Origin of the sequence: Actinomadura sp. NPDC048032 (assembly GCF_040653175.1) — a bacterium.
Lineage (GTDB): Bacteria > Actinomycetota > Actinomycetes > Streptosporangiales > Streptosporangiaceae > Spirillospora > Spirillospora verrucosospora.
This window is the reverse complement of sequence record NZ_JBEZJP010000438.1, coordinates 1-6,904: the sequence shown is the minus strand read 5'-3', so window position 1 is coordinate 6,904 and position 6,904 is coordinate 1. Positions and strand designations below refer to the sequence as shown.

The window sequence follows — 6,904 nt, the reverse complement described above, 5'->3', positions numbered from 1 at the left end:
GCCCGCGACCGCGCCGGCGACCTCGCGCCCGAGCTGGCCGCCTGCGAGACCACCCGGGTGAAGAAGCCGAAGAACGCCGCGCCCGGGTCGGCCGCGGCCCGCAGGTCCCGCGCCTCGGCCGCCAGCCGCTTTAGCAGGGCGACGAGCACGGCCTCCAGCAGCGACTCCTTGGTGGGGAAGTGCCGGAACACCGTCCCGATGCCCACCCCCGCCTTGCGCGCGACCTCCTCGGTGGAGGCGGAGGTCCCCTGGACGGCGAAGACCTCCTCGGCCGCGGCGAGGACCTTGGCGCGGTTGCGCAGGGCGTCGGCGCGCAGCGGCCTGCCGGGGGCGGGTGACGTCATCGCTGCCTTCCGTTGACAAGTGGAGTCTTGGCTCCGTATTTTCTCATGCGGAGCCCGTACTCCGATTCTAGGGGAGACCGCATGTCAGAGTTCGCCAGCCCCCGGGCCGTCTTCCAGCGGCTGATCGACGGGATCACCGGGCTGCGGCCGGAGGGCCTGCCGCAGCTGTACGCGGAGGACGCCGTGGTCGTGCACCCGTTCGCCCAGCCGGCGTCGCGGCTGGAGGGCCGGGAGGCGCTGCGCCGGCACTTCGAGCAGCTGGAGACGCTGCCCGTGGAGCTGAAGGCGCGCAACGTCGTCGTGCACGAGACCGCCGATCCCGAGGTGATCATCACGGAGTTCGAGTACGCGGGCCGCAACACCGCGAACGGGCGGGAGTTCGTCGTGCCCAACATCTTCGTCCTGCGGGTGCGCGACGGGCACATCGTGGAGTCCCGCGACTACGCCCACCACCGCGCGTTCGACGAGGCGATGGCGTGACGCCCCCGGGCGCCGCGCCCCCGGGCGGGGTGCTCGCGCGGCGCGGCGGTTGACTGGCCGTCCCGGCCGTTCCTAGGGTGGACGCGTCGGCATACCGACCGGTTGGTATGCCCCGTTCCGGGTGGCCGCCGCCACCCACGCCCCGCGCGGAGGCCCCGTGAGCACAGCACCGCCCGACGCCGACGAGCTGAGCAGGCGGGTCGGCGAGTTCCTCGCCGCCCACGACCCCGCGGCGACCGCGCCCCCGGAGTTCCTGCGGGCCCGGTTCGACGCCGGGCTCGCCTGGGTGCACTACCCCGAGGGACTCGGCGGGCTCGGCGCCCCGCGGCACCTGCAGCCCGCCGTCGACCGCCGGTTCGCCGAGGCGGGCGCCCCGACCAACCATCCCGAGCGCAACGGCATCGGGCTCGGCATGGCGGCCCCGACGATCCTCGCCTTCGGCACCGAGGAGCAGAAGCGCCGCTTCCTGCGCCCGCTGTGGACCGGCGAGGAGCTGTGGTGCCAGCTGTTCAGCGAGCCCGGCGCCGGCTCCGACCTGGCCGCGCTCGCCACCCGCGCCGTCCGCGACGGCGACGCCTGGACGGTCAACGGGCAGAAGGTGTGGACGTCCATGGCGCACGAGGCGCGCTGGGCGATCCTCGTCACCCGCACCGACCCGGACGTCCCCAAGCACCGCGGCATGACCTACTTCGTCTGCGACATGACCGCGCCGGGCGTCGAGGTCCGCCCGCTGCGGCAGATCACCGGCGAGGCCGAGTTCAACGAGGTGTTCCTCACCGACGTCCGGATCCCCGACGAGCACCGGCTCGGCGAGGTCGGGCAGGGCTGGCGGGTCTCCACCACGACGCTGATGAACGAGCGGGTCGCCATCGGCGGCGGCGCCGCGCCGCGCGAGAGCGGCATGATCGGCGTCGTCGCCGCGCTCTGGCGGAACCGCCCCGAGCTGCGCACCCCCGGCCTGCACGACGCCCTGCTGCGCGCGTGGGTGGAGACCGAGGCGGCCCGGCTCACCGGGGCGCGGCTGCGCCAGCAGCTCACCGCCGGGCAGCCCGGCCCCGAGGGGTCGGGCGCCAAGCTGGCCTTCGCCAGGCTCAACCAGGAGGTGTCCGGCCTGGAGCTGGAACTGCTCGGCGAGGAGGGCCTGCGCTACGACGACTGGACGATGCGCCGCCCCACCGAGGTCGACTTCACTCGCCGCTCGCCCGGCTACCGCTACCTGCGCGCCAAGGGCAACTCCATCGAGGGCGGCACCTCGGAGATCCTGCGCAACATCATCGCCGAGCGCGTCCTCGGCCTGCCCGGCGAGATCCGCGTCGACAAGGACGTGGCGTGGAAGGACCTGCCCCGATGAGCGACCTGCTGTACGGCGAGATCGAGAACGACCTCCGGGCGAGCGTCCGCGAGGTGCTGGGCGACCTGGCGCCCTGGGCCTCGGTCCTCGCGGGCACCGAGAAGGACGAGCCCTACGACGCGGCGCTGTGGCGGGCGATCGCCGTCCAGCTCGGCTGCGCCGGCCTGCCCGTCCCCGAGGAGCTCGGCGGCGCCGGCGCCACCTGGCGCGAGACCGCCGTGGTGATGGAGGAGCTGGGCCGGTCCGCGGCGCCCGTCCCGTTCCTCGGGAGCGCCGTGATCGCCACGGCGGCGCTGCTGGCCGCCGGTGAGCGGGAGCTCCTCCCGCGGCTTGCCGCCGGGGAGCGCATCGCGGTCCTGGCGGTCCCGTTCAGCACCGCCCCGGACGCCGTCCCGGTGACGGTCGACGCGGCCGGCGGCGCGCTGACCGGCGAGGTCACCGGCGTCGCCGACGGCATGGCCGCCGACGTGCTCCTCGTCCCGGCGGGGGACGGCCTGTACGCGGTGGACGCCGCCGACGCCCGCCGCACCGCCGTGACCTCGCTCGACATGACCCGCCGGCTCGCCGACCTCGCCTTCTCCGCCGCCCCGGCCCGGCGCGTCGCCGAGGGCGACGGCGCGGTGCGGGCCGCGCTGCGCACCGGCGCCGCGATGCTGGCCTCCGAGCAGCTCGGGCTCGCCGAGCGCTGCCTGGACGACACCGTCGCCTACGTGAAGACGCGCTACCAGTTCGGCCGTCCGATCGGCTCCTACCAGGGCCTCAAGCACCGGCTCGCCGACCTGTGGACCTCGGTCACCCAGGCCCGCGCCGTCGCCCGGCACGCCGCGTCCTGCGCGGCCGCGGGCGACGAGGACACGCCGATCGCGGTCGCCGTCGCGCAGGCGCACTGCTCGGCGGTCGCCCTGAAGGCGGCCGAGGAGTGCGTGCAGATGCACGGCGGCATCGGCTTCACCTGGGAGCACCCGGCGCACCTCTTCCTGAAGCGCGCCAAGGCCGACTCCATCGCCCTGGGCACGCCCGACCGGCACCGCGCGGCCCTCGCCGCGCTGGTGGACCTGCCCCCGGCCTGACGGCGGCGCGCCACCGGCGGCGCCTGACGGCGCACGGGCGGCCCCGCCCGGAAGGTGGGGGGCCGTCCGGCTAGCCGGTGATGACCGCCAGAACCCGGGCGCCCTCGGGGAAGGCGCCGCGCCCGGCCAGCGCGAGGACGCCGAACATCATCTTCGCGGTGTAGACCCGGTCGAGGACGATCCCGTGCCGGCCGGCGAAGTCGGCGGCGAACGCCTCCAGCTCGGGGGTGGTCCTCGCGTAGCCACCGAAGTGGAAGTCGTCCTGGACGCTCCAGTCGCCGCGCCGCCCGCCGTAAGTCTCGCGCTGGAGGCGCTCCACCTCGCCCGCCATGAAGCCGCCCTTCAGCACGGAGAACCCGACGGCGCGCTGCCGCGGGGCCAGCCCGGCGGCGAGCCCGGCCAGCGTCCCGCCCGTCCCGCAGGGGCAGCACACCACGTCGAAGCCCGGCACCTCCGCGCCCAGCTCGGCGCAGCCCCGGACGGCCGGCGCGTTGCTCCCCCCTTCCGGCAGGAGGTAGAAGTCGCCCCACCGCTCGCGCAGGGCCGCGACGACGTCGGGTTCGTGCTTGCGCCGGTAGGTGGCGCGGTCCATGTAGGCGAGGCGCATGCCCATGCGCCGGGCGTGCGCGAGCGTGGCGTTCAGCGGCAGGTGCTCCTCGCCGCGGATCACGCCGATGGTCGCGAAGCCGTACATCGCACCCGCCGCCGCGACGGCCCGGATGTGGTTGGAGTAGGCGCCGCCGAAGGTCAGGAGCGTCCCGTGCTCGCGCGCCGGCCCGATGTTGTGCCGGAGCTTGCGCCACTTGTTGCCCGGCAGCTCCGGGTGGACCAGGTCGTCGCGCTTCAGGAAGAGCCGCAGCCCCCGGCGAGCCGCCCGCTCGTCCGCCAGCTCCACCACCGGCGAGGCCGTCCCGGAGGAAGGAGTCATGGCAGCGGCAGGCCGAGCTTCTCGCGCAGCGTCCGCTGCACCTCGTCGATGCCCGGCCGCGCGTCGACGGTGACCACGTACTCCTTGCGGCCGAACAGCTCCAGGATCGGTTCGGTCCTCTCGTGGTAGTCGCGCAGCCGCTCGGCGAGCGCCTCCTCCGTGTCGTCCTCGCGGGACACCAGCTCGCCCCCGCACACGTCGCAGCGCCCCTCCTGCGTCGGGCGGTCCTCGATCAGGTTGTAGTCCATCCCGCACCTGTTGCACAGCCGGCGGGCCAGCACCCGGCGGCGGACCTCCTCGTCCGGCAGGTCCAGATGGATCACGCCGTCGATGTCGTAGCTCTCCAGGAAGAACTCCGTCTGCCGCCGGCTGCGCGGGAACCCGTCGACGACGAACCCGTAGTTCCAGTCGTGCTGGGCGAGCCGGTCCCGCACGACGCTCTCGGCGAGATCGTCCCCGACCAGCTCGCCGGACGCCATGACGCGCCGCACCTGGGCCCCGAGCTTGGTGTGGTTCTTGACGTGCCAGCGGAAGATGTCTCCGACGCTGATGTGCACGATGTCCAGATCGCGCGCGAGGAGCCCGGCCTGCGTGCCCTTGCCGCTGCCGACAGCGCCGATGATGACGTACTTGCGCATGGGGGAGAGCCTATGCGCGCCGCCCCGGTCAGAGCGGGAGGCGCAGGCGGCGGCCCAGCCTCCGGAAGCGGGAGTCGGGCGCGCTCTCGGGTGACTCGTCCCGCACCGTCAGGCTCTCCAGCAGCGTGTCGAACGCGGGCGGGCGGACGCACACCAGCGTCGCGCGGGCCCTGCGGGCGCAGTGCAGCCGCACCGACGGGCGCAGCAGCCGCGAGAACGGGCCCCGGGCGCCGTGCCCGACGACCAGGATGTCGTCGTCCCCCGCCAGGCGCACCAGCGTCGCGCCCGGCTCTCCGACGAGCGCCAGCGCGGTCATCTCCACGCCCTCGGGCGGGCCGCCGCACACCTCCGCCAGGAGCCGGGCGATGAGCTCGGCGCCGGAGCCGCGCAGCGCCTCGGTGATCCCGCAGCCGAGCTGGCCCGCCGCCGACACGTGCGGGGGCAGCGGCGCGGCGTGCGCGACCAGCAGCGGCAGCCGGCGCAGCCGCGCCTCGCCGATCGCCCAGGAGAGCGCGCAGCGCGCACCCGCGGAGTCGTCCACCCCCACCACGACGCGGGGCCCGCCCTCCGGTCTCGCGATCACGGTCCCTCCTGTGGCCGCCGGGTGACAGCAGTCTAGACAGAAGGCATACCCGTTCCCACGCGAGAGTTCCAGGTTCCGGCGGCACGGGTTCGCGGGACACCGGGTCCGCGGCGCGTCGGGGGGAGGGCGTGGCAGCTGGACCATCAGGCGCCGAGCGGGGCAGACTTCCGGTATGGCCGCACCGCACGAGCACGACTCCTCCTGCGCCGTCGCGCACGGCGACGCCCCGCACGAGACGGGGGAGCGGACGCTGGTCGCGGTGTTCGCCGGCCCCGTCGCCGACCACCTGCTGCGCTACGGCGCCGACCTCGGCTACCGCACGTTCCTCGTCGACCCCGACAAGGACCGCGGCGGCACGGCCGACCTGCCGCCCCTGGACGCCACCGCCGACGTCGTCGTCACCGACCACCACCGGCCCGAGCTCGGGCCCGTCCTGCGCGACGTGCTGACGCAGCCGGTCCGGTGGGTCGGCGTCATGGGCAACCCGCGGCACCCCGCGCCGCACATCCCGGCCCTCACCGAACTCGGCGTCCCCGCGGCCGACATCGCCCGCGTGCACCGCCCGATCGGCCTCAACATCGGCTCCCGGACCCCCGCCGAGATCGCCGTCGCGACCCTCGCCGGCCTGATCGCCGACCGCAACGGCCGCCCCGGCGGCTTCGAGTTCTAGTGCTGGCGGTCGCCTACGACGCCTTCGCCGGGCCGCTGGAGATCCGGGAGCTGCCCGACCCGGCGGCGCCGCCCGGCGGCGCGGTGATCCGGGTCGAGGCCACGGGCGTGTGCCGCAGCGACTGGCACGGCTGGCAGGGCCACGATCCCGACATCCGCGCCTTTCCACACGTCCCGGGGCACGAGCTGGTGGGCACGGTCGAGGAGACCGGCGCCGGCGTCACCGGACTGCGCCCCGGCGACCGCGTGACCGTCCCGTTCGTGTGCGCCTGCGGCCGCTGCCCGTCCTGCCGGGCGGGCGACCAGCAGGTCTGCGAGGCCCAGACCCAGCCCGGCTTCACGCACTGGGGCTCGTTCGCCCACTACGTCGCGATCGACGCCGCCGAGGTGAACCTGGTCCGCCTGCCCGACGAGATGGCCTCCACGACCGCGGCCGCGCTCGGCTGCCGGTTCGCCACCGCGTTCCGCGCCGTCCTCGCGCAGGGGCGGGTGCGGGCCGGCGAGTGGACGGCGGTGCACGGCTGCGGCGGCGTGGGGCTGTCCGCCGTGATGATCGCCGCGGCGGCCGGCGCGCGGGTCGTGGCGGTCGACGTGTCGCCGCAGGCGCTGGAGCTGGCGCGCCGCTGCGGCGCGTCCGCCGTCGTCGACGCCGCGGCCCACGACGACGTGGCCGAGGCCGTGCGCGATGCGGCCCGCGGCGGCGCCCACGTCTCGCTGGACGCGCTCGGCAGCCCGGCCACCGCCCGCGCCTCGGTCGAGTCGCTGCGCCGCCGCGGCCGCGTCAAGGACTGGACCGGCGAGAACGGCGACGGCCGCGCGATCCGCGTCACCGGCGAGGTCC

General features: G+C 75.5%; 9 protein-coding genes. 5 read left to right on the top strand and 4 right to left on the bottom strand.

The window, feature by feature from the left end; all coding sequences use genetic code 11:
• A partial coding sequence (locus AB0C69_RS35625; RefSeq protein WP_360359714.1) for a helix-turn-helix domain-containing protein occupies positions 1 to 344 on the bottom strand: 344 nt, incomplete at its 3' end.
• An 81-nt stretch (positions 345 to 425) separates the two neighbouring features.
• Between AB0C69_RS35625 and AB0C69_RS35620 the strand changes: the two genes are divergently transcribed.
• From AB0C69_RS35620 to AB0C69_RS35610, 3 genes are all read left to right on the top strand, one after another.
• Complete coding sequence (locus AB0C69_RS35620) at positions 426 to 824, top strand: nuclear transport factor 2 family protein (protein ID WP_345186259.1); 399 nt, start codon at positions 426 to 428, stop codon at positions 822 to 824.
• Between the two features lie 157 nt (positions 825 to 981).
• Positions 982 to 2,175 carry an acyl-CoA dehydrogenase family protein gene (locus tag AB0C69_RS35615; RefSeq protein WP_345186256.1) on the top strand — a complete coding sequence of 398 codons (1,194 nt, stop codon included), beginning with the start codon at positions 982 to 984 and terminating at the stop codon, positions 2,173 to 2,175.
• Positions 2,172 to 3,245 (top strand): acyl-CoA dehydrogenase family protein, encoded by a 1,074-nt coding sequence (locus tag AB0C69_RS35610; protein WP_360359710.1) that lies wholly within the window; start codon positions 2,172 to 2,174, stop codon positions 3,243 to 3,245. Before AB0C69_RS35615 ends, AB0C69_RS35610 begins: the two co-directional genes overlap by 4 nt.
• Before the next feature lie 70 nt (positions 3,246 to 3,315).
• Here AB0C69_RS35610 and AB0C69_RS35605 read toward each other — a convergent pair whose 3' ends face one another.
• Genes AB0C69_RS35605 through AB0C69_RS35595 form a run of 3 tightly spaced genes read right to left on the bottom strand, consistent with a single transcriptional unit; the run spans position 3,316 to position 5,394 of the window.
• Entirely contained in the window at positions 3,316 to 4,173 is an 858-nt protein-coding gene (locus tag AB0C69_RS35605) for a pyridoxal-phosphate dependent enzyme (RefSeq protein WP_360359707.1), read from the bottom strand.
• Positions 4,170 to 4,811: a nucleoside monophosphate kinase gene (locus AB0C69_RS35600; protein ID WP_345186247.1), complete on the bottom strand. Its 642-nt coding sequence runs from the start codon at positions 4,809 to 4,811 to the stop codon at positions 4,170 to 4,172. The genes AB0C69_RS35605 and AB0C69_RS35600 overlap by 4 nt, the downstream gene beginning before the upstream one ends.
• Positions 4,812 to 4,839: 28 nt before the next feature.
• Positions 4,840 to 5,394: a universal stress protein gene (locus AB0C69_RS35595; protein ID WP_353834854.1), complete on the bottom strand. Its 555-nt coding sequence runs from the start codon at positions 5,392 to 5,394 to the stop codon at positions 4,840 to 4,842.
• A 172-nt stretch (positions 5,395 to 5,566) separates the two neighbouring features.
• Here AB0C69_RS35595 and AB0C69_RS35590 point away from each other — a divergent pair, with 172 nt between their 5' ends.
• On the top strand, positions 5,567 to 6,064 hold the full coding sequence (locus AB0C69_RS35590; protein WP_345186241.1) for an XdhC family protein: 498 nt from the start codon (positions 5,567 to 5,569) through the stop codon (positions 6,062 to 6,064).
• On the top strand, positions 6,064 to 6,904 hold an 841-nt coding region (locus tag AB0C69_RS35585), incomplete at its 3' end, for an alcohol dehydrogenase catalytic domain-containing protein (protein WP_360359702.1). The genes AB0C69_RS35590 and AB0C69_RS35585, both read left to right, overlap by 1 nt.